This window comes from Collinsella aerofaciens, from assembly GCF_039758965.1.
Taxonomy (GTDB): domain Bacteria; phylum Actinomycetota; class Coriobacteriia; order Coriobacteriales; family Coriobacteriaceae; genus Collinsella; species Collinsella aerofaciens_BR.
This window is the reverse complement of sequence record NZ_JBDMSL010000016.1, coordinates 1-26,046: the sequence shown is the minus strand read 5'-3', so window position 1 is coordinate 26,046 and position 26,046 is coordinate 1. Positions and strand designations below refer to the sequence as shown.

Below are 26,046 nucleotides of genomic sequence, written 5' to 3'. Positions count from 1 at the left end.
GATATCAACAACAACGAGGGTATGGGCGAGGCCGGCGATGCCGGTATGCCCGACGATCTGAAGCGCCTGCTTGCCCGTGCTGAGCAGGGCGAGGACGGCGACCCGGACGCCTATAACCCCGATGCCGATGATGATGAGGAAGAAGACGACGACGCCGAGCTCGAGGAGAGCTTTGGCGAAGTCGATCGCGGCGCCTCGGCCGGCGAGGATATCAACGGCGGCCAGCTCCAGATTTCGGAGTTCGGTCGCGAGATGAAGCAGTCGTTCATCGAGTATTCGATGTCGGTCATCACGGCGCGCGCCCTGCCGGACGTGCGCGACGGCTTAAAGCCGGTGCACCGCCGCATCCTGTACGCGATGAACGAGAGCGGCATCTACCCCAACCGACCGCACAAGAAGTCGGCTTGGACGGTCGGCGAAGTTATCGGTAAGTACCACCCGCACGGCGATTCCGCGGTCTACGAGGCCATGGTCCGCCTGGCGCAGTGGTTCTCCATGCGCACGCCGCTCATCGACGGTCACGGCAACTTCGGCAACATCGATGGCGACGGCGCGGCGGCCATGCGTTACACCGAGAGCCGCCTGGCCAAGCCCGCCATGGAACTGCTGCGTGACTTGCAGAAGGATACCGTCGACTGGCAGCCCAACTACGACGAATCGCTCGCCGAGCCCGTGGCACTGCCTGCGCGCTTCCCCAACCTGCTGGTCAACGGCAGCCAGGGCATCGCCGTCGGCATGGCCACCAACATCGCCCCGCATAACCTCACCGAGGCGATCGAGGCCACCTGCTACCTGATCGACAACCCCGACGCCACCGTCGACGAGCTCATGCAGATCATGCCCGGTCCGGACTTCCCCACCGGCGCCATCATCATGGGCAGCGCCGGCATTAAGCAGAGCTACGAGACCGGCCGCGGCTCCATTACCGTGCGTGCCAAGGCACATGTGGAGTCCACCAAGACCGGCCGCAGCCGCCTGGTCTTTACCGAGATTCCCTACATGGTCAACAAGGGCACCCTGCAGGAGAAGATCGCCCAACTCGTCAACGACAAGCGCATTGAGGGCATCTCGGATATGCGCGATGAGTCCAACCAGAAGGGCATCCGTCTGGTCATCGAGCTCAAGAAGGGCGTCATTCCGCAGGTCGTGCTCAACAACCTGTATAAGTACACCTCGCTGCAGACGACCTTTGGCGCCAACAACCTGGCACTCGTCAACGGCGTTCCCAAATGCCTGAGCCTGCGCGAGATGCTGCAGCACTACATCGACCACCAGGTCGACGTCGTCACCCGCCGCACCCGCTTCGACCTTAAGAAGGCCCAGGCCCGCGCGCATATCCTCGGGGGCTACCTGATGGCCCTTGACCATATCGACGAGGTCATCAGCATCATCCGCTCCTCGCAGACCGACTCCGAGGCCAGCAGCCGACTGATCGAACGCTTTGGCTTCACGCCCGAGCAGACCACGGCCATCCTCGAGATGAAGCTGCGCCGCCTGACCGGCCTGGAGCGCGACAAGATCCAAGAAGAGTTGGACGGCCTGCGCCGCGCCATCGCCTACTACGAGGACCTGCTGGCGCACGAGGAGAAGATTCTGGGCGTCATCAAGGAAGAGATGCGCGAGATCTCCAAGAAGTTTGGCGACAAGCGCCGTACCGAAATCAGCCAGGTTGAGAAGGACCTGGATGTCGAGGACCTCATCGCCGACGAGGATATGGTCGTGACCATCACCCACACCGGCTACGTTAAGCGTATCCCAGTGGCTGCCTACCGTGCCCAGAAGCGCGGTGGCAAGGGCGTGTCGGGCGTCAACCTCAAAGAGGACGACGTTATCGATGAGATGTTCATCGCGTCCACGCACGAGTACGTGCTGTTCTTCTCGAGCAAGGGCAAGGTCTATCGCCTGAAGGTGCACGAGCTGCCGGTGGGTACGCGCCAGGCGCGCGGTACCGCGATCGTCAACCTGCTGCCCTTCGAGGAAGGCGAGAAGATCGCGAGCGTCATCAGCTGCCGCGAGTTCCCGGCCGACGAGTACCTGATGTTTGCCACCAAGAGCGGCATGGTCAAAAAGACCGTGATGAGCGCATATGACCGCAGCCGTCGCGATGGCCTGATCGCTATCAACCTGCGTGACGACGACGCGCTGCTGAACGTGCGCCGCGTGCGCGAGGGCGACAAGATTATCCTGGCCACCACCGCGGGCAAGGCGATCATATTCTCCGAGGAGCAGGTGCGCGCCACCGGCCGCGATACCAGCGGCGTTCGCGGTATCGGTCTGAAGGACGGCGTGAGCGTTCTGGGCATGGAAGTCACTAACGGCAACGGCGATCTATTCGTCATCACCGAGCGCGGCTACGGCAAGCGCACGCCGGTCGCGGACTACCCGGAGCAGAATCGCGGCGGTCAGGGCGTCTACACCATTCAAATGACCGAGCGTAAGGGTAACCTCGCGGCCATGAAGACGGTGGGCCCGCAGCACGAGCTGTTCATCGTGACGGAGGGCGCGACGGTCATTCGCGTCAAGACCGACGAGATCAGCCAGACCGGCCGCGCCACCCAGGGCGTCAAGATGATGACCGTCGACGACAACGACCGCGTATGCGCTGTCGCCCGCATGACGGCAGCCAAGGAAAAGCCCGAAGGCGAAGCCACAGAAAACGGCTCTGCTTCCGAAGAAACCCCTGTCGATCTAGGCGACGGCAACGACATGCCAGAAGATCTCCTCGACGAGTAAGAGGCCCTGGCTGGTAGAAAATATCAGACCCCATATATCGGCGGTCGGCGCACTGCGCGCCGACCGCTTTTTTGAAAACCTTGGGACTCGTGTTCGCCCCGGTCGCACGGCGACATGTGAAGTCGATCGCGAGTTCCGCACGAGCCAGAGAGCACTTAATGTGCTCTCTGTGCGAGTCAGGACTGTCCGAGTAGGCGACTTCACATGCCGCCGTGCGACCGGGGCGAACACCCTTCAAAGATTTTCAAAAAAAGTTGTTGACGCGCGCGTAACGACTCGTCTAATATATCCCTTGCGCGATGGACCTGTAGCTCAGTTGGTTAGAGCGTCCGGCTGATAACCGGGAGGTCACAAGTTCGAATCTTGTCAGGTCCACCACTTTCTTTCGCAATAAACACCCCAGCGAGAGCCGAGTCGCCGCTGGGGTGTTTATTACTGTCTCCGTGGGGGTTTAGCTCAGCTGGGAGAGCGCGGGCTTTGCAAGCCTGAGGTCAGGGGTTCGATCCCCCTAACCTCCACCATGATGGACCTGTAGCTCAGTTGGTTAGAGCGTCCGGCTGATAACCGGGAGGTCACAAGTTCGAATCTTGTCAGGTCCACCATCAAAACTGTGAAGAGCCCTGGGGCATTGCCTCGGGGCTTTTTTCTTGTCTGCGATAAATCTCATTTTGGTTTTGTGTGCTGTGCGAAAGTTTGGGTAGTATAGCTATTCAATGCGGCGGACTGCCGCGTGTTAACCGCTACGTACCGGAGGTGTTCCATGGTTCGTGTCGACATAGAGACCATCGTCATGGCCGCCGGTCCCGTGCCATCGCTTATCGTGCTTCGCGAGCGCTGCAGCAAATCGGACTCGCCCGCGCCACTGCGTTCCCTTTCCATTCAGACTGGTTCGTTTGAAGCTGCTGCCATCAGCCGCGGCATCGATAGCGGTCGCGCCGAGCGCCCGATTACCCATGACCTGTTGCTCGATACTGTTGGTGCCCTGGGTGCCAAGCTCGAACGCATCGAAATCGTTCGCGCCGAGCCGCCCGTGTTTTACGCGACGGTTGTCGTGTTGGCCGATGGCAACGAGCATAAGATCGATGCGCGTCCGAGCGACGCCATCGCCCTCGCCGTACGCAGTAATGCCCCCATGTTCGTTGAAGACGACATCATGAATCGCCTGGGCACCGTTTCTGCCCATGCCGAGGAAGTCGACGACGAGCAAGAGTTCGAGAAGTTCGACGAGTTCGTCCATACGCTCTCCCCCGATGACTTCTAAATGCGGGGCGTCCAGGCTGCGGAGCGTTCGCTGATGGCTGGCGGTATGTCGGCTGAGGCGGCTGCGATCGCCCGCGAGGCCCAGATGCGCTCGGAGGCTTCTGAGGCGGCTCGCATTGCCTATGTGACGCAGGCCCGCACGCTTCGCGAGCGCCGCGGCTCGTTTATCAAGATGGTTGTCGTCTCCGTCCTTGTCGCGGCAATCTGCTCGCGCCTTCGTGGTACAGTTGGTGCGCTTGGGTTTTCGATCTCTACGGGCCTTGTGATCTGGGGTGTGGTCGATGCGGTAATGCTGACCAGTCAGATCAAGGTGCTCGACAAGCGCGCAGCGGACATGATGCGCGCCCGCGACGCTGCTGCCAGGATCGCCGCCGAGGCACAAGAACTGTAACGACGCCAGACTCGATGGGAAGGTCTAAAGATGGCACAGGATATGCAGGACGCCGGTAACGTCTCCGCCGAGCTCGACGCCATGGTGTGCGATCTGATCGGCGCGTTCTTGGATGACCTTGCCGCCGGCGAAAACCCTGGCGTAGTTGTGGCGATCGAGGACGCTGCTTCCAACCGATATCTGGCGGCGCTCGACGAGGACGGCGAAGAGGCGTGCCTGGAGGCGGCCACCAACTTTATCTCCGAACACAAGATGGGCCTTAAGGACGAGGGTCTGGGCCGTATCGCCCGCTATGCCATCGGCTATACCGGCTGCGTCGAGATTGACGGCGGCTACCACGATGCCCTGCTCGTGAGCTTCTTTGAGACGACGCTCGAGAGCGGCTTTTCGGCATATGTGCTGTATGAGGGCATGGGCGCCGGCGATGGTTTTATGTGGAGCGACCCTGAACCTGCAGGTGAGGAAACCCCTCTCATCTAAAATCGCTAAAATAAACGAGTTTTCGGTAAAAGGCTCAATATTCCCGCTGAGCGTTGTATCGCTGGGCGGGCCGCATACGCGTGCCGTTTGTATATGGATAGAAGATAGGGGAACTACATGCGCGTAGACAATCTGAGGAACATCGCCATCATCGCTCACGTCGACCACGGCAAGACGACGATGGTCGACAAGCTCCTGCGTGCCACGGACGCCTTCCGTGCCAACCAGCAGGTCGAGGACCGCGTCCTGGATTCCAACGACCAGGAGCGCGAGCGCGGCATTACGATTCTCGCCAAGAACATCTCTATCGAGTACAAGGACGTCAAGATCAACGTCATCGACACTCCGGGCCACGCCGACTTTGGCGGCGAGGTCGAGCGCGTGCTGCGTATGGCCGACGGCGCCCTGCTGCTGGTCGACGCTTTTGAAGGCCCCATGCCCCAGACCCGCTTCGTACTGCGTCACGCTATCGACACCGGCCTTAAGATTATGATCGTCATCAACAAGATCGACCGTCCGGGCGCTAACCCCGAGAAGGCCTACAACGACTGCCTCGACCTTATGGCCGACCTGGGCGCCACCGACGACCAGCTTGAGTTCGCCATGGAGCACGTGGTCTACGCCAGCGCCATGAACGGCTTTGCCCGTCTTGACCCCAACGACGGCAACATGGACATGTATCCGCTGCTCGATATGATCATCGACGACATGCCCGCGCCCGAGGTTGACGAGAACGCCCCGCTGGCCATGCAGTGCGTGACCATCGACCACTCCAACTTCGTTGGCCGTATCGGCATCGGTCGCGTGTACTCCGGCACCATCCACCAGGGCGACCAGATCCAGGTTGTCAAGAATGACGGTTCCAGCGCCACCGCTACCGTCAAGCAGCTCTTTACCTTCGACTACCTGGGCCGCACCGAGTGCCAGGAAGTCGGCGCCGGTGACATCGCCGCCGTCGTGGGCATCGATCGCACCGATATCGGCGATGTCTACACCGACCCCGAGAACCCCGTTGAACTCGAGCCCATCGAGATCGACCCGCCGACCCTGTCCATCGTCTTTGAGGCTTCGACCTCTCCGCTCGTCGGCCGTGACGGCGACATCGTGGGTGCCCGTCAGCTCAAGGAGCGCCTGTTCAACGAGGCCGAGAACAACGTGACCATGAAGATCGAGGAGCTCGAGGACAAGAGCGGCGTCGAGGTCTCTGGCCGCGGCATCCTGCACCTGTCCGTCCTGATGGAGTCCATGCGCCGCGAGGGCTTTGAGTTCCAGGTCGGCCGTCCCCGCGTTCTGTTTAAGAAGGACGAGAACGGCAACAAGATGGAGCCTGTCGAGCAGGCCGTCGTCGAGTGCCCGGACGAGTACTCGGGCAAGGTCGTTGAGGTCTTCGGTACCTCCGGCGGCATCATGACGAGCATGGACACCTCGGGCATCGTGACGCACCTCGAGTTCAAAATCCCGACGCGCGGCATCATGGGTCTTAAGAACCGCATCATGAACGTCACCCACGGCGAGGGCGTGTTCTACCACACCTTCCTGGAGTATGGTCCCTATGCCGGCGAGATCGGCAACCGTCAGAACGGCGCCATGATTTCTATGACCACCGAGAAGGCCGTCGCCTACGCTCTGGGCACGCTGCAGGAGCGCGGCCAGCTGTTCGTTGAGCCGGGCACCGAGTGCTATGAGGGTATGATCGTGGGCGAGCGCAGCAAGGCTGGCGACATGGTCGTCAACATCGCCCGTACCAAGAACCTGGGCAACCAGCGTTCCTCGACCTCCGATATCTCCGTCCAGCTGGTGCCGCCTCGCACCTTCTCGCTGGAGGAGGCGCTGGAGTATATCGCCGACGACGAGCTGGTCGAGATCACTCCCAAGAACATCCGCCTGCGCAAGCGTCTGCTCAACGCCACCGACCGCAAGAAGGCTGCCGTCCGCGCCGGCCAGGTCAACAAATAAGCGCTGGGGCTTATAACCGCCAATAAGAAAGGGCGTCGACCGCAATGGTCGGCGCCCTTTTTGGTGCACAGGGATTGAGTTGGTCTGCACCCCCGCAAAGGTGCCTGTCCCCTTTGTGGGGGATCGACGGCTAAGCAGTGGGGAGTCCTGGCGTGTTAGCCGGCTGCTGCGGTTTGAGGTGGGCGTTGCGCCAGATGATTTGGATGATGTAGCCGAGTGTAAAGACGAAGGCCACGCCGCTGATGAAGTCGCCTACGAGGGGGATTGCCGTAAGCGCGCCCGCGGCGATGCCGCCTACGGCCGCCATGGCGAAACGGTTCTGGCTGTGTCCGACCATGCGGGCGATCGCACACCCCGCAAAGGCACTCGACACCAACGCGATGCCGATAACGCCGCACAAGAGGGCTCCGGCAAGCGACAGACCAGCGATAGAGATAATCAGCAGTAGGACGGCGGGGACGATAGCAATCGTGCTCAGAAGACCGCTCACCCACAGGGGCATGGGGCGCTGGTGGAGCATGCCGGCGGCGCTGGCGGTCGCGCGCGGAAAGACGAGCTCGAGCAGCAGAGCGACAAAGCAGGTCGAGAGTGCCGCGGCGACGATACCGCCGATGACATCGTTAACGGTGGAAGTACCCTCGTTCTCGGTGCGGTCGATCTTGAGCGCGCCGACCTCGGCTTCCGCGGCGCGCTCGGGGTCCTCGGAGACGTGAGCGTTCACGGTGCCGGTGATGTGGGCGTTCTTGCCCAAGATGAGCTTGTCGGCCCAAACCTCGACATCGCCCTCGACGGTGCCATCGATGGTCACCGTGTCGCCCGCAAGCGCTGCCGACTTGGTAGAGCCGCGCAGGGCAACCGTCTCGCCTATCGCGTAGAAGCAGTTGGCGGTGCTGTCGGAATTGAGTACGACGTGCTGACCGACGACCGTGACGCTGCCATCAACCGTAGTCTTGGCAATGTCGATGGTGCGCGCCGCCAAGCGGACGGCGCCGTCCACCGTGCAGTCGCGGATGGAGAGGCTCTCGCCTGCTGCAATTATGTCGCGGCCGATGGACGCATCGTCCAAGTTGAGGGCCTGACCTGCCCAGTACAGGTCACCTTCGATGCCGGACGGATTGGCATCATCGTCGGTCGTAAGTACGTTTCCTGCGGTGTCCGTGCCGGCGAACGACGCCGTGGGAAGTGCAGTAATCGCCAGTGCGATGAGCGCGAATGCCATAAGCAGGCAGCGACGCATTTTGTGTGACGGCGCCGCCGCGGTTTGATTGAGAGCCATGGTTGATCCTTTTGTTAGGTGTTCGGCATATACCTAACAGGGTACCCAACGCGTGGGCGCTCTAAAAGAACCTCTCGGTTGCATTTCGAAGGGTCGTGCCGTGCTGTCTACTTTTTACGGTGCAAGAAGCGTGCGATGTCTTCTTCGGTGGGGCTTTTGATGTCAAAGCGCAGCGAGAGCCAGCGCAGACCCATGGTCACGACAACGCATACGACCAGCGCGGCGACATTGCTCATGATGCCGCTCATAACGAGACACACATAGCTTGTCGATCCGGCGATGGCGGCGATGGCATAAAAGTTAGTACGTTGGAAAATGCCCGGAACCACGCCCATAAAGCCGTCGCGCAACATGCCGCCGCCCACCGCGGTGAAAAAGCCCATCATGATGCACACCGCCGGCGCAAAGCCGTAGACCAGTGCCTTGTCCGCGCCGGTTGCGGCATAGATGCCGACCGAGATGATGTCGAGCAGGGGAATGAGTTTTTCGGGCTTGTCGACGATTGCCGGGAAGATGTAGATGATGGCCGCGGTGGCGATGGAGAGCGGGAGCGCCATCGGTTGGTTGAGGATGTAGACGTTGCCCACCTGCAGCGTCATATCGCGCAAAAGACCGCCGCCCAGTCCACAGACCACGGCGAGCGCGACGGCGCCCACCAGGTCGAGTTTGTGCTCGCGCGCAACCAGCACACCCGAGATCGATGCAGCGACAACGGCGAACATCTCGAGCCAAAAGGGGATAGCGACCATGGCATCAGAGGCATGTGGGGTAACGGTCATAGCGGCGACGACGGGCAAGATGGGGTCCTTTGGGTTGCGGGTTTAGACAATGCCCGTACATAGTACATGTTCGGCGCCGATTGCGATCCTATTGCTCGGCAAACGGTCGGGACTGGATGCGGGCGTAGGCATCAAACGTGTACATCAGCCTCCAAAGATGTCAAAAAATGTCGGTTTTGGAGGGTGATGTACATGTTTTGGTTGGGGCGTGCTGGGATGACGCTACTCGGAAGGCGCGTCTTCGCCCTGCGCGCTCTTCCAGTTGCGGATAAGTGCCTTGCGCAGTTCGTTCTGCTTTCGCTGGTACTCGGCGTCCGTGCAGCGGGGCATACCGAGTGCTTCGCGAATGCTGTTAATGGCGCGATGAAAGGCAAGTTGACTTGCGAACTGTGCCGAGGTGAGCGCAACGATTCGATATCCCATTTGGGCGAGCACGGCCACTCGCTCCGCGTCCGCTCCCTTGCGCTCGGTCTCATCGTGAAAGCCGCCCTTATATTCGATGCCGAGTTCTCTGCGCTGATAAGTAACAAGAGCGTCGATTTTGAGCGTTCGGGCTTTTGCGCAATGCCAGAGACGCTGAGGGATTTCGAGCGGTTTGTTGAGTTCGATACCTCGGATACCAACGCCGCCTTCGCTTGTTGGGAGCGAGAGGGCGATGGAAGATGCGGTCTCCATGGGCGAGGCTGAGTGGTCGTAGATGTGTCTGAGCGCGAGTCTGGCGCGTGTGGCGCCGGGTTTGCCAGGGTGCCGATCGAGTAGCTCGACAATTTCGTCCTTGGAGGTGGTGGTTGGTTGCTCAGTGTAAGGGTCAGAGGGATTGAGCCCCATGCGATAGTCGCCGCAAACTTCGTAACCATACTCGAGGTATTCGATCCTATCCATCCACTCGGCAGCGAGCACGACGGTGAAGGCTTCGTCGGTGATAAAGATGCCGGGCGTAAGCTCGTCAATATGGTCGTAGGGTAGGTTTTGGCCGAGAACGTGGCAAGTGACACCGTTGGTGCGAATTCGCTCGAAAGCAAATACTACGGAGATGTCGATAGTCTTGAGCATGGTGGACGGAATGCCGCAGTCGGTAAGTGCCTGCCGAATGCGCGCGATGCGTTGCTGGGTAGAGAGGCCCCGCACGCCTATCTGGTAGTCGCGTTGTGCGACGGCTTGAACCAGGTTTCGCGGTGCATGATGGACGAGCCACGCCGTTTTATGCGAAATGAGAACAGGAGTATCCATTTGGGGACCTCTCGCTTCGAGCTGAAACCAAACTCTTATGTCCGTTGAGGTGGGGAAATATACCGGATGCGAACAAATCGACTCATGCTTGGTGCGCGTCATACGCAAACATGTACATCACACTCCAAAAACGACATTTTTTGACATCTTTGGAGGGTGGTGTACATGTTTGGTCGGGACGTGCGGTCAAGGGGGATCCGATAACAAAAAAAGCCCCATTGCTGGGGCTTATACCATCTAATGGCGGAGGAGGAGGGATTCGAACCCTCGTGACCTTATACAGGCCAAACGGTTTTCGAGACCGCCGCATTCAACCACTCTGCCACCCCTCCGCGTGGGGTAAAAACAAAGCAGGCTCGAAGGCCTGCTTTGGAATTAACTGGCGGAGAGTCAGGGATTTGAACCCTGGAGACGCTTTTGACGCCTACACGATTTCCAATCGTGCTCCTTCGGCCACTCGGACAACTCTCCGTTAAATGCGAAAGTCAGTATACACGAGGAATCGCAAAGTGCAAACAGAAAAGTTGGCATTTTTTGATCAACAGCGTCTCGCGCTGTGCCTAAAACGCGCGACACATGCAGTCTGACCAGCAAAATCATGCTAAGCGAATTGCTCAAAAAAGGACTTTATAGACCACGAGCAAACGAATTTAAAATCTTTTTGGCGATCAATTGGACCACTGGTATGCATTTTGCGACCACAGCCTTGTGCCCGTTGACCTGTGGCTTGGCTCAGCTTGTCCCCACGGCACCGTATCTTGTCCACAGATCCGTCAAGCTTTTGGTCGGCATTTGGTTGGAATGCGCATGAAACGTCGTGCGAGTATGGGCATATGTGGAGGTCATGAGGTTGTAGCTGCATATTCTTGCAGCCTGGGAGGTTGAAAGATATTATTACCAAGTCTTTTCCTGCTTCAGGCGCACCTTCACGACCTGAAGCCACATTTGCCCAGAGGAGGTGACAATATGAAGGCTTATGAACTGCTGTTCTTTGTTGACCCGTCGCTCGACCCCGAGACTCGTCTCGCTGTTATGAAGCGTATCGATACCACGATCGCTGAGGGCGCTGGCAAGGTCGACTCCGTTGACGAGTGGGGCAAGCGCAAGCTCGCCTACGAGATCAACGACCTCACCGATGGTGACTACACCCTCATCAACTTCCACGCAGATCCTACCCAGATCGCCGAGCTTGATCGCGTCCTGCGCATCACCGACGCTGTGGTCCGCCACATGATCGTCCGTCGCGACGACCAGGAGTAAGACTGTCGTTTTGGACTGGGCTTGTGCCCCAAGAGGAGAGTAGTGAGTTATGAGCATCAATCGAGTGAACATCACCGGTAACCTCACCCGCGATCCCGAGCTGCGCGCCACCGCCGGCGGAACCCAGGTTCTGTCCTTTGGCGTCGCCGTGAACGATCGTCGCCGCAACGCGCAGACTGGCGAGTGGGAGGACTATCCCAACTTTGTCGACTGCACCATGTTCGGCACCCGCGCCGAGGCCGTGAGCCGTTTCCTGGCAAAGGGAAACAAGGTCGCGATCGAGGGCAAGCTGCGCTACAGCTCTTGGGAGCGCGACGGCCAGCGCCGGAGCAAGCTTGAGGTCATCGTCGATGAGATCGAGTTTATGAGCTCCCGTGGTGGCCAGGGTGGCTACGATCAGGGCGGTTACGCCCCCGCAGCTCCCGCGCCCGCAGCACGTCCTGCCGCACCGGTGGCTACGCCGCCCGCGGTCGACGTCTACGATGAGGACATCCCGTTCTAAGGGTTGTTCACCTATTTTTGAGTGAGAGGCGGCTTCGGTTCGCCGAAGTTGCCAAATGAAAGGTATTTTGACATGGCTAATGATTTTTCTGCACGTCAGCCGCGTCGTAAGTACTGCCAGTTCTGCAAGGAGAACACTGAGTTCATTGACTATAAGGACACTCAGCTTCTCCGTAAGTACATGACCGACCGTGGCAAGATCAAGCCCCGTCGCGTCACTGGCGCTTGCACGCAGCATCAGCATGACATCGCCAACGCCATCAAGCGCGCCCGCGAGATGGCTCTCCTGCCGTACACCGTCCCCGTGGTTTCCTCTCGTGGCAACCGCGACCGCGGCTAAGAAGGGAGACGCATCATGAAGGTTATTCTTCTCGATGAGATCAAGGGCAAGGGCGGCGAGGGTGACGTCGTAGAGGTCGCTCAGGGTTACGCTGAGAACTTCCTGTTCCCCAAGAAGCTCGCTGTTGCCGCCACCAAGGGCAACCTCAAGCAGCTTGACGAGCGTCGCAACAACATCGCCAAGCGCGAGGCCGTCCGTCTGGCTACCGCCAACGAGACCAAGGCTGCCTTCGAGGGCAAGACGGTCACCGTTGACGTCAAGGTCGGCGACGAGGGCATCCTCTTTGGCTCCGTTACCGCCGCTATGATCGCTGACGCCATCAAGGCTCAGCTCGGTATGGACATCGACCGCAAGCGCGTCGAGCTCGGTAAGCCCATCAAGGTTGCCGGTGCCCACACCGTTGCCATCTCGCTGTATCGCGAGATCAAGGCCGAGGTTGTCGTTCTCGTCGGCGTTACCGCCGAGGAGCTCGCTGCCGAGGCTGAGGTCGAGGAGGCCGCTGAGGTCGCCGAGGCCGAGACCGCCGAGGTCGAGACTGAGGCTGCTGCCGAGTAGCATTTGCTGCAACGCAACAATCTTGTTCTAAGAAGGGCGCTCTGGGAAACCAGGGCGCCCTTTTGTTTTTTGCGCTGAGTGAGTGTCATGGTGAACGTTGCGTCGAAGTCCTATATACAGGACCGTTCATCCGTTTGGTTCGGTGATGATTGGCCGTGCGCGGCGCGTTTTGGGACCGTGGCTGATACTATGGATGCTCGCAAGCGATATGAATGAGGATGCTCATGGCATATGACGATAGGGAGACCGGGCTGACGGTTGAGGACCGCGGCTCAAAGTTGGGTCTTCCCCAAAACCAAGATGCAGAGGCCAATGTACTGGCCGCTATGCTGCTATCGCCCGAGGTGGTCGAAGAGGCCCAGGTCGAGCTGCAGCCCGATGACTTCTACCGGCCCATTCATAAGACCATCTATACCGCGATGGTCGATATGTACAACAGCCGCATTCCCATCGACTCCATCTCGCTGATCGATTATCTGCGAAGCATCAACAAGCTCGATGCCGTGGGCGGCGAAGCGTATATTTTGGAGTTGATGGGTCAGACCCTGTCGCTCGTCAACTGGCAGCACCATGCCGCCATCGTTCGCCGCGATTCGATGCTGCGTGAGCTGATCGGCGCCACCAACGAGATCAACGCGCTGGCATATAACGCCCCCACCGACACCAAAGAGGTTGTCGAGCTGGCCGAGAGCAAGCTGCTCAAGGTCACGGCACGCGAGGTCAAGTCGAGCTACAAGACGCTGACCGAGTTTATGGTCGAGGCCTATAACGAGGCCGAGGAAGTGTGCCAGGCCGGTGGCCAGGCTGCGGGCGTGCCCACGGGCTTCCCGTCGCTCGACCGCATGCTCATGGGTTTTCGTGAAGGCCAGCTCATCATCATCGGTGCCCGTCCTGCTGTAGGTAAGACGTCGTTCGCTCTGAACCTGGCACTTAACGCTGCCGCTGCTGGTTATACCGTTGGCTTCTTCTCGCTGGAGATGTCGGGCAAGGAAATTGCCCAGCGTCTGATTTGCGCCTACGCCATGATCTCGATCAGTGACTTCCGCATGGGCCGCATTAGCCCCGAGCAGTGGGCCAATATCAACGAGGCCACGCAGACCTTGTCCAAGCTCGATATTCTGATTGACGATACGCCCGGCACCACAGTGACCGAGATTCGCGCCAAGAGCCGCCGCATGCTCCACAACAAGGAGAAGGCAATCATCATCCTGGACTACCTGCAGCTGGTGAGTCCTCCGCCGGGACGCCGCTCCGAGAGCCGTACCGTCGAGGTCTCGGAGATGTCGCGTGGTTTGAAGATCATGGCCAAGGAGCTCAAGATCCCGCTCATCGCGCTGTCGCAGCTCTCGCGTCAGGTCGAATCCCGTACCGGCAAGCGCCCGCAGCTTTCCGACCTTCGTGAATCGGGCTCCATCGAGCAGGACGCCGATATCGTTATGTTCTTGGACCGCTCCGCCGACGAGGCCGAAGCCTCGCGCGACGATCGACCCGACGAGGGCGTTACGCGTATCGTCGTGGCCAAGAACCGTTCGGGCCCGATCGGCGACGTCGATCTGATGTTCCTGCCGGCATCCACCAAGTTCTATGAGCTTGATGGGGCACATGCCGAGGAGTAGGACAGGCGCCCGTTGCACGGGTATACTGGGAATGTTTTGTGCTTCTGCGTGCCGGCGTGGCGCGTAGACAGTCCATGAATGTAAGGAGTAAACATGCCGTCAACCGTTTTGGTCGGTGCCCAGTGGGGCGATGAGGGCAAGGGTAAGATTTGCGACCTGGTCGCCGGCGACTTCGATGCCGTCGTGCGCTACTCGGGCGGCAACAACGCCGGTCACACCATCGTCGTCAACGGCAAGAAGTACGGCCTGCACCAGGTGCCCTCCGGCATCATGTATTCCGACCACGTGTCGGTGATCGGTAACGGCTGCGTCGTCAACCCCAAGGTTGTCCTTGAGGAGATCGACATGTTCGAGGCCGACGGCATCACCACCAAGAACCTCAAGATTAGCGGCAACGCGCATGTCATCATGCCGTACCACATCGATTTGGATGGCGCCTTTGAGCAGAAGCTCGGCAAGAAGAACATCGGTACCACCAAGCGCGGCATCGGTCCGTGTTATCAGGACAAGATGGCTCGCATCGGCCTGCGCATGCAGGACATGCTGGACGAGGCGCTGTTCCGCGACAAGCTGGAGACCGCTCTCGCCCGCGTGAACCCCGAGCTCGAGCTCATCTACAACCTGCCCACCTACACCGTGGGCCAGATTTGCGACGAGTACCTGCCGATGGCCGAGCGCCTGCGTCCCTACATCACCGAGACGAGTCTGCTGCTCAACAACATGATCGACGAGGGCAAGGACCTGCTGTTTGAGGGCGCCCAGGCGACGCTGCTCGACATCGACCACGGCACCTATCCGTACGTGACGTCTTCCAACTGCACCGCCGGCGGCGCCATTACCGGTTCCGGCGTCGGCATGAAGAACGTCGACCGCGTGCTGGGCGTCATGAAGGCCTATATCACCCGCGTCGGTTCGGGCCCCATGCCCACCGAGCTTTCCTATGAGTCCGAGGCCGGTCACACGCTGACCGAGGAGGGCTATGAGTACGGCGTGACCACCGGTCGCCGTCGTCGCTGCGGCTGGTTTGACGGCCCTATCGCCAACTATGCCTCGCGCGTCAACGGCCTCACCGACATCGCCGTGACCAAGCTCGACGTGCTTTCGGCCTTCGACACCATCAAGGTGTGCGTGGCCTACGACGTCGATGGCGAGCGTTACACGAGCGTGCCCGAACACCAGGTGCGCTTTGAGCATGCCAAGCCCATCTACGAGGAGCTCCCTGGCTGGAAGTGCGATATCACCGGTTGCCGCAGCTTTGACGAGCTGCCGCAGGAGGCTCAGGATTACGTGGCGTTTATCGAGGATCTGGCACACACCCGCGTGACGTTCATTGGCGTTGGCGCCGGTCGCGAGCAGATCATCAACCGATTCTGGAAGTAATCGGGACTATTTGGTTATTGCGATATACCCCTTTGCAGCCCGGACGGGCGGCCGAGGGGTATATTTGCTTGCAAAGGGCTCGCGCGGAGCGGGCCGTTCATCCATAGAGGAGGCACCCTTGAAGGCGGACACTCAAACCATCGACATCCTGTTGTTGGGCAGCGGCGGCCGTGAGCATGCTTTGGCAGCTAAGCTCGCAGCATCACCGCGCGCCGGCAAGCTCTACATTGCGCCGGGTAACGGCGGCACCGCGAGCTGCGGCGAGAACGTTGTTCTCGACGACTGCGATCCTGCGGCCGTGGCGGCGTTTGCGCAGAGCCACGGATGCGGACTCGTGGTAATTGGCCCCGAGGCTCCGCTTGTGGCGGGCGTGGCCGACGCCGTGCGCGCGGCGGGTATTCCCTGCTTTGGCCCGGGTGCCGAGGGTGCCCAGATGGAGGGCTCTAAGCTGTTCTCCAAGCAGCTCATGGAGCGCGCCGGTATTCCGACGGCGGCCTATGGCTCGTTTACCGACGAGGCTTCGGCTCTTGCCTATGTGCGTGAGCAGGGCGCTCCGCTGGTCGTCAAGGCCGACGGCCTTGCCGCGGGCAAGGGCGTTATCGTGGCAACCGAGCTTGTGCAGGCCGAGGAGGCTGTGCGTGAGTGCTTTGGCGGCACCTTTGGCGATGCCGGCAGCACCGTGGTTATCGAGGAGATGCTCGTTGGTCCCGAGTGCTCGCTGCTGGCCTTTACCGACGGCAAGACCGTGCGCCCCATGGCTACCTCGCAGGACCACAAGCGCGCGCTCGAGGGCGATAAGGGCCCCAACACCGGCGGCATGGGCGTCTACAGCCCAGTGCCCATCGTGACCGATGAGGAGCACGCCACGATGGTGAAGGTCATGGAGCAGACCGTGGCCGAGCTCGCTGCCGAGGGCATCGACTACCGCGGCTGCCTGTATGGCGGCTTTATGCTCACCCCCGCCGGCCCCAAGGTACTGGAGTTCAACGCCCGCTTTGGTGATCCCGAGACGCAGGTCGTGCTGCCGCGCCTTAAGAACGACCTGGTCGAGGTCATGCTGGCTTGTGCCAACTGCGAGCTCGACCAGATTGAACTCGACTGGCGTGACGAGTGGGCCGTGGCCGTTGTCCTGACGAGTGCGGGTTATCCCGGCAGCTACGAGAAAGGCAAGGTCATTACCGGTATCGCCGATGCCGAGGCCATGGAGAACGTGACCGTGTACCACGCGGGCACTGCCGTGGTGGACGGCCAGCTCGTGACCAATGGTGGCCGCGTGCTTGCCGTGACCGCTCTGGGCGACACGTTCGAGAACGCTCGCAACCTTGCCTACGAGGCCTGCGAGAAGATTGATTTTGAGGGCAAGACCCTGCGTCACGATATCGGCCTGCGCGCGCTGCGCGGCCGCGACGCCTGGGATGCCTAAAATCCGAGAGGAATGAGACGGATGGACGAGAAGAACGAAGAGCTCGTGGACGCGCAGATCGTCGAAGAGGACAGCCGCATGTATGGGCACGCCGAGGGCGAGCCTGGTGGCGAGGTCGCTGACGAGCCGGCGCTGGTGCTGGGCGACGACGACCCGCACGATGCCGAGCTGCACGAGAAGATTCTTTCGGAGGAGTGCGCCTGGAAGGGCAAGATCCTCGACGTCCACCGTCTTGAGGTTGAGCTGCCCAACGGTCGCCGCAGCGCCCGCGATATCGTTCGCCATCCGGGTGCGGCGGCTGTTGTGGCACTGACCGAGAGCGGCAAGATCGTACTGGTGCGTCAGTACCGCACCGCCATCGACCGCGTGACGGTCGAGATTCCCGCCGGCAAGCTCGATCCAGGTGAGGACCCGCTCGATTGCGCCAAGCGCGAGCTGCATGAGGAGACGGGCTTTAGGGCTGGTCGCATTCGCTTTTTGACGTCGATTGTCACGTCCTGTGGTTTTTGCGATGAGATCATCCACATCTACTTGGCTACCAAGCTCGAGTTTGATGCGCCCAACCCCGATGATGACGAGTTTGTCAACGTGGACCTGGTGCCGCTGCACGAGCTGATTGACGCCGTGCTCGACGGCAAGATCGAAGACGCCAAGACCGTCGTAGGCGCCTTGGCCTGCGACAGCATCGCTCACCGCCTTGGGGGCACGGAGCTCTAGGTTACGCGGTTTTACCAAACCGCGTAACGAGTCGACGCTGCAAACGCCCCTAAGCGGCAATCTGCCTTTCAATCGTCGCTCGCGTACCGAAGTACGCGTCGCTCCTCTTTCAAGGCACCTTGCTCGCTTAGGGACGTTTTCGCTGACGTTGCTAGAACATCGGCGTTATGTTTGTTGGGACGCTTTGTTTTCAGCCCGACCGGCTTAACCGGATTTATCACGCTATTTATTTCTCTTCGAGGACTGCATGTTTAAGAGGTTTCTTTCGTATTACGAGCCCCAGATGGGGCTTTTTGTTGCTGATACTGTTTGCGCTCTGGTGCTTGCTGCCATTGACCTTGCGTTTCCTATTATTCTGCGCAATTTGACCGGTGGGCTGTTTACCCAGGGCCAGGCTGCCATTATGCAGGCGCTCGGTATGATCGCGGTGGGGCTGGTGCTGATGTATGCCGTTCGCTGCGCCTGCCGCTACTTTGTGAGCTACTGGGGCCACGTGATGGGTGCGCGCATGGAGTCCAAGATGCGCGAGGACCTGTTTGACCAGTACGAGCGCTTTAGCTTTGCGTACTTCGACCGCAACAGTTCGGGCGACATGATGAGCCGCGTGGTCAACGACCTGTTCGATATCTGCGAGGCGGCGCATCACGTACCCGAGTGGATCATCATCTGCGGCATCGAGATTATCGGCTCGTTTGTGATCCTCTTTACCATCGCCCCGGTGCTGGCGCTTGCCATGGCCGTGGTGACGGCGGCGTTTGCGGTCATCATGTTTTGGCAAAACATGCGTATGCGCGAGGTCTTTAGCGACAACCGCAAAAAGATCAGCGGCATCAATGCGCAGCTGCAGGATTCTCTGGCGGGCATGCGCGTGGTCAAGAGCTTTGCCAACGAGGAGACCGAGCGTGCCAAGTTCCGCGCCTCCAACAATCACTACCTTTTGTCCAAGGAGAACATGTATCACGCCATGGGCGTCTATACCGCGACGTATGGCCTGCTCTCTGGTGTGCTCTATGTGATCGTGGTGCTGCTGGGCGGCTGGCTGGTCGCCCAGGGACAGCTGCAGGCGGTCGATATGGCGACCTTTGCACTCTATATTTCGCTGTTCTGCACGCCGCTCGAGACACTCGTCAATTCGGCCGAAACGTATCAGAAGGCTATCGCCGGCTTTAAACGTATGGACGAGGTGCTCTCGACGGCGCCGGATATCCAGGACAAGCCGGGCGCTACGGATCTGCAGGTGACTGCCGGCGCCGTGGAGTATCACGACGTGTGCTTTAACTACGAGGATGTTGAGCTGGGCGAGGGCTATGCCGACGAGCGTCCCGTTATCGACCATATGGACCTGTCCATCAAGCCCGGGCAGACCATCGCTTTGGTTGGCCCTTCGGGCGGCGGCAAGTCCACGACCTGTTCGCTGCTGCCGCGCTTTTATGACGTGGCTACCGGATCCATTAGCATCGACGGTCAGGACGTGCGCGATGTGACGCAGCAGAGCCTGCGCCGCGCCATCGGCCTGGTGCAGCAGGATGTCTATCTGTTTGACGGCACGATTGGCGAGAACATCGCCTACGGCAAGCCGGGCGCTACGGCAGAAGAGATCGCCGAGGCGGCCCGTCGCGCCAACATCGATGCCTTTATCGAGTCGCTTCCGCAGGGCTACGACACCGTGGTGGGCGAGCGCGGCAGCCGTCTTTCGGGCGGACAGAAGCAGCGCGTTGCCATCGCGCGCGTGTTTCTCAAGAACCCCAAGATCCTGATTTTGGACGAGGCGACGAGTGCTTTGGATAACGAGAGCGAGGAGGCGGTGCAGGCGTCGCTCGAAGAGCTGGCACGCGGCCGCACCACGATTATCATCGCCCACCGCCTTTCTACCATTAAGCATGCCGATGAGATTGCGACCGTTGAGCATGGTCGCGTTGTGGAGCGTGGCACGCACGAGGAGCTTCTCGCCCGTGGCGGCACCTATGCCCGTTACTATCGAATGCAGTTCGAAGGTGCGCGTGCGCACGAGCTCGACTGATTGATATGACAGGAAGTTTATGGCTGACAAGAACCCTTTGACTCCGGAAGAAGTGACGGAGTTATTCTCCGAAATCGATGCATCCGGCGTCTTGGATCCGACGCTTGCCAAAAAGCGAACTGAGCGCATGCGTGAGAAGGAGGCCGCGGCCAAGCGCGGTGACAGAGCGGCGCTAGCGCAGCTGCGCAGCGAGGACCGCGCGAGCCAGGCAAAACATATCGACCCGCTGTCCGAGGACGATCCTTCGGGCTCGCAGGTGAGCCATACCATTACGAAGACCGCGATGGCCGTGGTCTTCGGTATTTTGGTGCTGATCGTGGGCATGCAGATCGGCTACGGCGTGATGCGCCGTCTGAATACCGCCAACCTGTCCGAGAGCGTTTCGGTCGATACCGTTTCGACCGCGCTCAAGGGTGGACTTGAATGGGGCAACGGCTTTACGCAGTTCCCGCTCGACTTTACCGTCGATGAAGCCGATGAACGCACGGGCACGGTCGAGGTGACGGTGTTGGACACATCGTCTGCCAACGAGCTCGAGCTGCTGTCCAACGGGCAGATTCAGGCCGCGGCGCTTGCGACCAACGCGTTGCTCAACGATAAGATCGACCGCGTGGTGTATAACGTTCACGCCTATATCGACGAGGATAGCAACATTCAGCACGATTCCTTCTTTGGCATGTTCCCCGCGCGGGGCCACCAGAGCGCCATTTTGACGTTCGTGTGGACCAAGAGCTCATCCAACGCCACGAGTATCGACTGGAAGATGCGCATCGTGAGTATGGATGACACCATCGCCGAGCGCATTCAGAAGCAGGTGAACTCGGTGTCGTCGTTGATTGAGGATCCGGTGGTGAGCCAGACCAAGATTGACGAGGAAAAGGCCGAGCGTGACCTGGAGCATCGTCTGCATGGCCGCGAGATTTTCCGCGGCGGCAAGCCCGATCGCACACCGTCCGAACTGCTGGAACAGGACAAGAAAAAGTAAGACGCCATCATCCCGCGTGAGCCATAAGCCCCGCGGGATGATTTTTTAATCCCCGTCCCAGAGAAATCATTATGCATAGAAAGTCATAATTATCATTTCGTAAACATTTCGATGAAATTAACGCCATGAGGCATGCTTGCGGTTACAATACCGCGAGGCCTAACTACACACCTTTAAGCCGGTCCTGTGAGACCGGGAAGGAGAATTATGGCGAACAACCATACCGCGGGCGCTGCCGCCCGCACCTTCGCGCCCAGCGAGCTTTGCCAGCGTATGCTGGCCAAAACCAGCAAGGGCACCTGCGGTCCCTGCATCCTGTATCTTGAGGATGGGACCATTTTTTATGGACGTGCATGCGGCGCCGAGGGCACCGCGACCGGCGAAGTCTGCTTCAACACCTCACTCGAGGGCTACTTTGAGGTCATGACCGACCCGAGTTATGCCGGCCAAATCGTAACCATGACCTATCCGCAGATCGGCAACTACGGTATCGACGAGACCGACGTCCAGTCGGCCTTCCCCGGCGACGCCGTGCGCCCTGCGAGCGCTCCGGCTATGCGCAGCATGATCGTTCGCGACATGTGCACCACGCCTTCTAACTGGCGCTCGGCCGTCAGCGTGCCGGAGTATCTGCGCGCCCACGGCATCGTCGCTATCGAGGGCGTCGACACCCGCGCTCTGGTGCGCCATCTGCGCGACAATGGTTCCAAGATGGGCATTATCTCGACCGAGATCTTCGACGTCGACGAGCTTGTCGAGCGTCTGGCCGCAGCGCCCACGCTGGTAGGCGAGAACCTGGTCAAGACCGTAAGTTGCCCCGCGCCTCATGAGTTTGTGGCTGCCGACCTGCCTGCCACGCATGACTTTGCGCTTTCGGCTGCCGCTCCTGCCCGTCACAAAGTGGTCGCCTACGACTGCGGTGTGAAGCGCGGCATTCTGGAGGGGCTGGTCCGCGCCGGCTGCGACCTTACCGTCGTGCCGTGGGACACGCCCGCGAGTGAGGTGCTCGACATGAATCCCGACGGCGTCTTTTTGTCCAATGGCCCCGGCGACCCCGACGCCGTGGTGGAGACCTACGAGCAGGTGCAGCAGCTGATCGGCAAGGTGCCGGTCTTTGGTATTTGTCTTGGTCACCAGATGATCAGCCTGGCCTGCGGCGCCCAGATGGAAAAGCTTAAGTTCGGTCACCGCGGTGGCAACCAGCCGGTTATGAACCTGGTAAGCCGCCGTGTGGAGATCACCGCGCAAAACCATGGCTTTGGCCTGCTGTTCCCCAGCTTGGGCAAGCTTGTCCCCGAGCTTTCCGGCGGCGAGACCGAGCATGCGGCCGATGGAGATCTGCGCGTCTGGGTGCGCCGCGGAATCGCGCCGGTCGTGATGAACGAGCGCTTTGGCCGCATTCGCCTAACACATGTGAACCTCAACGACGGCACCGCCGAGGGCATCCAGCTGCTCGACGCCCCGTGCTTCTCGGTCCAGTATCACCCCGAGGCCTCGCCTGGCCCCACCGATGCCCACTATCTCTTTACCGCCTTTACGCGACTCATGGACGGCGAGGAGAACTACCTGGACATCGACACCGCGAAGGACCGCCTGGCTGGCTGGAACTTTGCCGAGACCGCCGCGACTGAGACCGAGGAGAACTAACATGCCTAAACGTACTGACATCAAGCGCATCCTCGTCATCGGCTCGGGCCCCATCGTTATCGGCCAGGCCTGCGAGTTTGACTACTCCGGCGCCCAGGCCTGCAAGGTGCTCAAGGAGGATGGCTTTGAGGTCATCCTGGTCAACTCCAACCCGGCGACCATCATGACCGACCCGGGTCTTGCCGACCGCACCTATGTCGAGCCCATCACCGCCGAATTTATCGAGCGCGTAATCAAGAAAGAGCGCCCGGACGCGCTGCTGCCCACGCTGGGCGGCCAGACCGGTCTGAACGCCGCCGTCGAGCTGGCAAAGGACGGTACGCTCGACAAGTACGGCGTCGAAATGATCGGCTGCGACCTGGCCGCTATCGAGCGCGGCGAGGACCGCAAGCTCTTTAACGAGGCCATGGCCGAGATTGGCCTGGAGGTCGCGCGCTCGGGCTATGCCTACAGCGTGGCCGACGCCGAGGCCATCGCCGAGCGCGTGGGTTATCCCTGCGTACTGCGCCCGAGCTTTACCCTCGGCGGCGCCGGCGGCGGCATCGCTCACACCCACGAGGAGCTCGTCTCCATCGTGAGCCAGGGCTTGGAGCTCTCGCCTGCCCACGAGGTGCTGGTCGAGGAGTCCATCGAGGGCTGGAAAGAGTATGAGATGGAGGTCATGCGTGATCACGCCGGCAACGGCATCATCGTGTGCTCCATCGAGAACCTCGACCCCATGGGCGTGCATACCGGCGACTCCATCACCGTGGCGCCGGCGCAGACGCTCTCCGACCTTGAGTATCAGCGCATGCGCGTGGCCTCGCTCGCCATTCTGGAGAAGATCGGCGTCGAGACCGGTGGCTCCAACGTGCAGTTTGCCGTGAACCCCAACACCGGCCGCCTGATCGTCATCGAGATGAACCCGCGCGTGAGCCGCTCGTCCGCCCTCGCTTCCAAGGCCACGGGTTTCCCCATCGCCAAGGCCGCCGCGCGCCTGGCTGTGGGCTACACGCTCGACGAGATCGTCAACGACATCACCAAGGCTACGCCCGCCTGCTTTGAGCCCACAATCGACTACTGTGTGGTCAAGGTGCCGCGCTTTGCCTTCGAGAAGTTCAAGGGTACCGACCCCACACTCACCACGCGCATGAAGGCCGTGGGCGAGATCATGGCGATCGGTCGCACCTTTGAGGAGGCCTTTGGCAAGGCTATGCGCTCGCTGGAGGATGGCCACCAGGGCATTTGCGCCGGTGGCAAGGAAGGTGCCGACAAACTGAGCGACGATGAGCTCGCTCAAGCCGTGGCAACGCCGACCGAGCACCGCATCTTCTTTGTGGTCGAGGCCCTGCGCCGTGGCTGGGACATCGCTCGCATCCATGCCATCTGCGGTATCGATCCGTGGTACCTCAACCGTATCAACGATATGGTGCAGGTCCAGGAGAGCATCCGCGACCTGCGTGTGGAGGATATCGACGCCGACGCGATGCGCCTGCTCAAGCAGTACGGCACGAGCGATGCCGAGATCGCTGCGCTGACCGGCTCGGACGAGCGCTTTGTGCGCGCCTATCGCAAGGGTCTGGGCGTGGTTCCCAGCATGAAGACGGTCGATACCTGCGCTGCGGAGTTCTCGAGCGCCACGGAGTACCACTACAAGACGTACGAGAACATCTACCGCACGAGCCCGGATGCCAAGAAGTGCGTGGCTCCCGACGAGACCACGCCGGCGGACAAGCCCAAGGCGATGATCCTGGGCGCCGGCCCCAACCGCATTGGCCAGGGTATCGAGTTCGATTACTGCTGCGTGCACGCGAGCTATGCGCTGGCGGCCCGCGGCTTCGAGACCATCATGGTCAACTGCAATCCCGAGACCGTTTCGACCGACTACGACACGTCCGACCGTCTGTACTTTGAGCCGCTCACCTACGAGGACGTCATGGATGTCATCGATGTTGAGCGACCCGACGGCGTCGTGGTGACGCTCGGCGGCCAGACTCCGCTTAAGCTGGCGCGCATGCTCGAGGAGAGCGGCGTGAACATCATGGGCACCAAGCCCGATGCCATCGACTTTGCCGAGGACCGCGAGCGCTTTGCCGCCCTGCTCGACAAGCTGGGCATTATGTATCCGCCGGCGGGCCAGGCAACCTCGTTTGAGGAGGCCGAGGCCGTGGCCGCGCATATTGGCTACCCGCTGCTGGTGCGTCCGAGCTACGTGCTGGGCGGCCGCGGCATGATGATCGCCTACGATGCCGAGCATCTGCGCGATTACATGGCCGAGGCTGCGCGCATTAGCCCCGACTACCCGGTGTATCTGGACCGCTTCTTGGAGGGCGCGATCGAGTCCGATGTCGACGCCCTGTGCGATGGCGAAGAGGTCTACATCGGCGGCATTCTGGAGCATATCGAGGAGGCCGGTATTCACTCCGGCGACTCTGCGACCTGCATTCCGCCGTTCAGCTTTAGCGAGAGCCTGCAGGCAAAGCTTCGCGAGACTACGCGCCGCATCGCGATGGCGCTGGGCGTACGCGGCCTGGTCAACGTGCAGTACGCCATTAAGGGCGAGACCGTCTATGTGATCGAGGCCAACCCGCGTGCCAGCCGTACCGTGCCGTTTATCTCCAAGGCCACCGGCGTGCCGCTGGCCAAGTGCGCGGCGCGTATCATGGCAGGCGATTCCATCGCGAGCCTGGGCCTGCCGAGCGACGAGCGTCAGCTGGACTGGTTCTGCATGAAGGAAGCCGTTATGCCCTGGGGCCGTTTCCCGGGCGCCGACGTTATCCTGGGGCCCGAGATGAAGTCTACGGGCGAGGTCATGGGTATCGCCAAGAGCTATCCCGAGGCATATGCCAAGACGCAGCTGGCGATTGACTACAAGCTGCCCGACCCGAGCGCCGGCAAGGTGTTCATTAGCGTGTGCGACCGCGACAAGCGTCATATCCTTTCGGTCGCGCGTATCCTGCGTTACCTGGGCTTTGACATCTGCTCCACCGAGGGTACGGCGCGCGTGCTGCGCGGCGGCAACGTGACCTGCGAGGTTGTGGAGAAGATCAGCGGCCCGCACGACGGCGAGCGTCCCAACATCGGCGACCTCATCGCCGATGGCAAGATTGCGGTGATCATTAATACGCCATACGGCCCGGGCTCGCGTGGCGACGGTTATCTGCTGCGCACCGAGGCCGTGCGCCGCGGCGTGACCTGCGTGACCGCGATGTCTGCCGCCAACACGTACGTGAGTGCCATCGAGGCCGTGCGCGAGGACCAGCAGGGTCACGGCAGCGCCAACGACATGGGCATGGACGTCATCGCCCTGCAGGACCTCCCGCCCCGGCCTACGGTGACTCGGTTGCACCGCGTGCTGCCGAAGGGACTTTGCACGATGACTAGGACTGAATAAAAAATGAGCGTGGGCTCTGTCGTTCGAATGAACGACAGAGCCCACATTTTTATTTCAGCCAACGTACGTCACAGCAATCCCCGGTAGGTCGAAGGTGCTCTGCGGCGGCCCGGTGTTTTCATCT

20 protein-coding genes and 5 tRNA genes are annotated in these 26,046 nt (G+C 60.6%); 20 read left to right on the top strand and 5 right to left on the bottom strand.

Translation table 11 applies throughout. The features are described 5' to 3' along the window. The first annotated feature begins 21 nt into the window (after positions 1–21). From gyrA to typA, 8 genes are all read left to right on the top strand, one after another. Positions 22–2,733, top strand: a complete 2,712-nt coding sequence (gene gyrA, locus ABHU32_RS06460; RefSeq protein WP_346979441.1) for a DNA gyrase subunit A — start codon at positions 22–24, stop codon at positions 2,731–2,733. A 301-nt stretch (positions 2,734–3,034) separates the two neighbouring features. Further along, positions 3,035–3,111: transfer RNA gene (locus ABHU32_RS06455), tRNA-Ile, on the top strand. A 67-nt stretch (positions 3,112–3,178) separates the two neighbouring features. Then, positions 3,179–3,254, top strand: a tRNA-Ala gene (locus tag ABHU32_RS06450). Between the two features lie 4 nt (positions 3,255–3,258). Further along, positions 3,259–3,335 (top strand) — tRNA-Ile (locus tag ABHU32_RS06445). Positions 3,336–3,493: 158 nt separating this feature from the next. Continuing rightward, positions 3,494–3,994 (top strand): bifunctional nuclease family protein, encoded by a 501-nt coding sequence (locus ABHU32_RS06440; protein WP_346979423.1) that lies wholly within the window; start codon positions 3,494–3,496, stop codon positions 3,992–3,994. A 33-nt stretch (positions 3,995–4,027) separates the two neighbouring features. After that, positions 4,028–4,384 (top strand): hypothetical protein, encoded by a 357-nt coding sequence (locus ABHU32_RS06435; RefSeq protein ID WP_346979422.1) that lies wholly within the window; start codon positions 4,028–4,030, stop codon positions 4,382–4,384. A gap of 30 nt (positions 4,385–4,414) precedes the next feature. Further along, complete coding sequence (locus ABHU32_RS06430) at positions 4,415–4,864, top strand: hypothetical protein (RefSeq protein ID WP_089572580.1); 450 nt, start codon at positions 4,415–4,417, stop codon at positions 4,862–4,864. A gap of 117 nt (positions 4,865–4,981) precedes the next feature. Next, positions 4,982–6,820 carry a translational GTPase TypA gene (typA, locus tag ABHU32_RS06425; RefSeq protein WP_217749877.1) on the top strand — a complete coding sequence of 613 codons (1,839 nt, stop codon included), beginning with the start codon at positions 4,982–4,984 and terminating at the stop codon, positions 6,818–6,820. A 130-nt stretch (positions 6,821–6,950) separates the two neighbouring features. Here the strand turns inward: typA and ABHU32_RS06420 are convergent, their stop codons facing one another. The 5 genes from ABHU32_RS06420 to ABHU32_RS06400 all read right to left on the bottom strand — a co-directional run bounded on the left by ABHU32_RS06420 (position 6,951) and on the right by ABHU32_RS06400 (position 10,576). Continuing rightward, positions 6,951–8,096, bottom strand: a complete 1,146-nt coding sequence (locus ABHU32_RS06420) for a DUF8173 domain-containing protein (RefSeq protein WP_346979421.1) — start codon at positions 8,094–8,096, stop codon at positions 6,951–6,953. A 107-nt stretch (positions 8,097–8,203) separates the two neighbouring features. Then, positions 8,204–8,893 (bottom strand): trimeric intracellular cation channel family protein, encoded by a 690-nt coding sequence (locus tag ABHU32_RS06415; protein ID WP_271740347.1) that lies wholly within the window; start codon positions 8,891–8,893, stop codon positions 8,204–8,206. Between the two features lie 204 nt (positions 8,894–9,097). Then, positions 9,098–10,105, bottom strand: coding sequence for a hypothetical protein (locus tag ABHU32_RS06410; RefSeq protein ID WP_346979420.1), 1,008 nt, complete (start codon positions 10,103–10,105; stop codon positions 9,098–9,100). 241 nt (positions 10,106–10,346) lie between these two features. After that, a tRNA-Ser gene (locus ABHU32_RS06405) sits at positions 10,347–10,437 on the bottom strand. Positions 10,438–10,485: 48 nt separating this feature from the next. Beyond that, positions 10,486–10,576, bottom strand: a tRNA-Ser gene (locus ABHU32_RS06400). 495 nt (positions 10,577–11,071) lie between these two features. Between ABHU32_RS06400 and rpsF the strand changes: the two genes are divergently transcribed. From rpsF to carB, 12 genes are all read left to right on the top strand, one after another. Then, the gene (gene rpsF / locus ABHU32_RS06395; protein ID WP_006235831.1) at positions 11,072–11,365 is read left to right on the top strand and encodes a 30S ribosomal protein S6; all 294 of its coding nucleotides are present in this window, start codon (positions 11,072–11,074) and stop codon (positions 11,363–11,365) included. A gap of 49 nt (positions 11,366–11,414) precedes the next feature. Further along, positions 11,415–11,867 (top strand): single-stranded DNA-binding protein, encoded by a 453-nt coding sequence (locus ABHU32_RS06390; protein ID WP_006235830.1) that lies wholly within the window; start codon positions 11,415–11,417, stop codon positions 11,865–11,867. A 72-nt stretch (positions 11,868–11,939) separates the two neighbouring features. Continuing rightward, entirely contained in the window at positions 11,940–12,206 is a 267-nt protein-coding gene (gene rpsR / locus ABHU32_RS06385; protein ID WP_006235829.1) for a 30S ribosomal protein S18, read from the top strand. Between the two features lie 15 nt (positions 12,207–12,221). Continuing rightward, positions 12,222–12,761 (top strand): 50S ribosomal protein L9, encoded by a 540-nt coding sequence (rplI, locus tag ABHU32_RS06380; protein ID WP_022094073.1) that lies wholly within the window; start codon positions 12,222–12,224, stop codon positions 12,759–12,761. Between the two features lie 218 nt (positions 12,762–12,979). Then, on the top strand, positions 12,980–14,377 hold the full coding sequence (gene dnaB / locus ABHU32_RS06375) for a replicative DNA helicase (protein WP_006235827.1): 1,398 nt from the start codon (positions 12,980–12,982) through the stop codon (positions 14,375–14,377). A 93-nt stretch (positions 14,378–14,470) separates the two neighbouring features. Continuing rightward, entirely contained in the window at positions 14,471–15,757 is a 1,287-nt protein-coding gene (locus tag ABHU32_RS06370) for an adenylosuccinate synthase (protein ID WP_346979419.1), read from the top strand. Positions 15,758–15,875: 118 nt separating this feature from the next. Then, entirely contained in the window at positions 15,876–17,180 is a 1,305-nt protein-coding gene (gene purD, locus ABHU32_RS06365; RefSeq protein WP_346979418.1) for a phosphoribosylamine--glycine ligase, read from the top strand. Between the two features lie 21 nt (positions 17,181–17,201). After that, on the top strand, positions 17,202–17,897 hold the full coding sequence (locus tag ABHU32_RS06360) for an NUDIX domain-containing protein (RefSeq protein WP_227790603.1): 696 nt from the start codon (positions 17,202–17,204) through the stop codon (positions 17,895–17,897). A 247-nt stretch (positions 17,898–18,144) separates the two neighbouring features. Next, a complete protein-coding gene (locus tag ABHU32_RS06355; RefSeq protein ID WP_346979417.1) occupies positions 18,145–19,917 on the top strand; it encodes an ABC transporter ATP-binding protein in 1,773 nt (590 codons plus the stop codon). A 19-nt stretch (positions 19,918–19,936) separates the two neighbouring features. Beyond that, positions 19,937–20,902, top strand: a complete 966-nt coding sequence (locus tag ABHU32_RS06350; RefSeq protein ID WP_346979416.1) for a hypothetical protein — start codon at positions 19,937–19,939, stop codon at positions 20,900–20,902. A gap of 207 nt (positions 20,903–21,109) precedes the next feature. Further along, entirely contained in the window at positions 21,110–22,549 is a 1,440-nt protein-coding gene (gene carA / locus ABHU32_RS06345) for a glutamine-hydrolyzing carbamoyl-phosphate synthase small subunit (protein WP_346979415.1), read from the top strand. Between the two features lies 1 nt (position 22,550). Further along, the gene (gene carB, locus ABHU32_RS06340) at positions 22,551–25,922 is read left to right on the top strand and encodes a carbamoyl-phosphate synthase large subunit (protein ID WP_346979414.1); all 3,372 of its coding nucleotides are present in this window, start codon (positions 22,551–22,553) and stop codon (positions 25,920–25,922) included. Positions 25,923–26,046 lie beyond the last annotated feature (124 nt).

Bases quoted from the DNA above. Each gene is read 5' to 3' on its own strand.
- typA (WP_217749877.1), top strand. From the start codon at position 4,982: ATGCGCGTAGACAATCTGAGGAACATCGCCATCATCGCTCACGTCGAC.
- rpsR (WP_006235829.1), top strand. From the start codon at position 11,940: ATGGCTAATGATTTTTCTGCACGTCAGCCGCGTCGTAAGTACTGCCAG.
- ABHU32_RS06440 (WP_346979423.1), top strand. From the start codon at position 3,494: ATGGTTCGTGTCGACATAGAGACCATCGTCATGGCCGCCGGTCCCGTG.
- ABHU32_RS06360 (WP_227790603.1), top strand. From the start codon at position 17,202: ATGGACGAGAAGAACGAAGAGCTCGTGGACGCGCAGATCGTCGAAGAG.
- ABHU32_RS06430 (WP_089572580.1), top strand. From the start codon at position 4,415: ATGGCACAGGATATGCAGGACGCCGGTAACGTCTCCGCCGAGCTCGAC.
- ABHU32_RS06390 (WP_006235830.1), top strand. From the start codon at position 11,415: ATGAGCATCAATCGAGTGAACATCACCGGTAACCTCACCCGCGATCCC.
- ABHU32_RS06355 (WP_346979417.1), top strand. From the start codon at position 18,145: ATGTTTAAGAGGTTTCTTTCGTATTACGAGCCCCAGATGGGGCTTTTT.
- ABHU32_RS06350 (WP_346979416.1), top strand. From the start codon at position 19,937: ATGGCTGACAAGAACCCTTTGACTCCGGAAGAAGTGACGGAGTTATTC.
- ABHU32_RS06435 (WP_346979422.1), top strand. From the start codon at position 4,028: ATGGCTGGCGGTATGTCGGCTGAGGCGGCTGCGATCGCCCGCGAGGCC.
- dnaB (WP_006235827.1), top strand. From the start codon at position 12,980: ATGCTCATGGCATATGACGATAGGGAGACCGGGCTGACGGTTGAGGAC.
- rplI (WP_022094073.1), top strand. From the start codon at position 12,222: ATGAAGGTTATTCTTCTCGATGAGATCAAGGGCAAGGGCGGCGAGGGT.
- ABHU32_RS06420 (WP_346979421.1), bottom strand. From the start codon at position 8,096: ATGGCTCTCAATCAAACCGCGGCGGCGCCGTCACACAAAATGCGTCGC.
- carB (WP_346979414.1), top strand. From the start codon at position 22,551: ATGCCTAAACGTACTGACATCAAGCGCATCCTCGTCATCGGCTCGGGC.
- ABHU32_RS06370 (WP_346979419.1), top strand. From the start codon at position 14,471: ATGCCGTCAACCGTTTTGGTCGGTGCCCAGTGGGGCGATGAGGGCAAG.
- rpsF (WP_006235831.1), top strand. From the start codon at position 11,072: ATGAAGGCTTATGAACTGCTGTTCTTTGTTGACCCGTCGCTCGACCCC.
- gyrA (WP_346979441.1), top strand. From the start codon at position 22: ATGGGCGAGGCCGGCGATGCCGGTATGCCCGACGATCTGAAGCGCCTG.
- carA (WP_346979415.1), top strand. From the start codon at position 21,110: ATGGCGAACAACCATACCGCGGGCGCTGCCGCCCGCACCTTCGCGCCC.
- ABHU32_RS06410 (WP_346979420.1), bottom strand. From the start codon at position 10,105: ATGGATACTCCTGTTCTCATTTCGCATAAAACGGCGTGGCTCGTCCAT.